Origin of the sequence: Pseudomonas sp. RA_35y_Pfl2_P32 (genome assembly GCF_963970735.1) — a bacterium.
Lineage (GTDB): Bacteria > Pseudomonadota > Gammaproteobacteria > Pseudomonadales > Pseudomonadaceae > Aquipseudomonas.
The window spans coordinates 1-439 of sequence record NZ_CAXAQF010000363.1; the positions used below are offsets into that span (position 1 = coordinate 1).

1 protein-coding gene is annotated in these 439 nt (G+C 61.3%); it reads left to right on the forward strand.

The annotated features are described in order from the left end of the window. Positions 1-210: hypothetical protein (locus AACY45_RS28720; RefSeq protein ID WP_339548861.1), on the forward strand; the 210-nt coding region annotated here is incomplete at its 5' end. Between the last annotated feature and the right edge of the window lie 229 nt (positions 211-439).

Here is a 439-nt window from a genome sequence, read left to right on the forward strand (position 1 = left end):
CAGCTCGATACGCTCTCGGCGATCCTGCCGATGAAACGGCGCGACCGGCTCGCCGCGCTCCTGACCGACGACGACGTCGAAACGCTGAAGCACCTCGCGCGCGAGGGCATGGCGAGAATAGTCTGCGGGCGCTGGCCTCGGACCTCGCCTATCTCGAAGCTTGGCGCGAAACTCGTCCGAGGCCGAATTTTTAAGGTTAGCATTCTATGAATGCCACCCCTCCTCTTTGGTGCCTCCCCGCGAGCCTGTGCTGAATGGCATTGGGAGCCAGCGCAACAGGGAGATGTTGTCAGCTGACAACATCCATCCCAGGCAAGCCCCCTGTTGTCAGCTGACAACAAACTCTTCCCGGGGCGCTGTTATCTGGCAAGAGTTCCGCCCGTCCGATGTCGCTATGTTGGAGTGGCTCGCAGCTCGGATCTCGGCGGATCTCCCATCG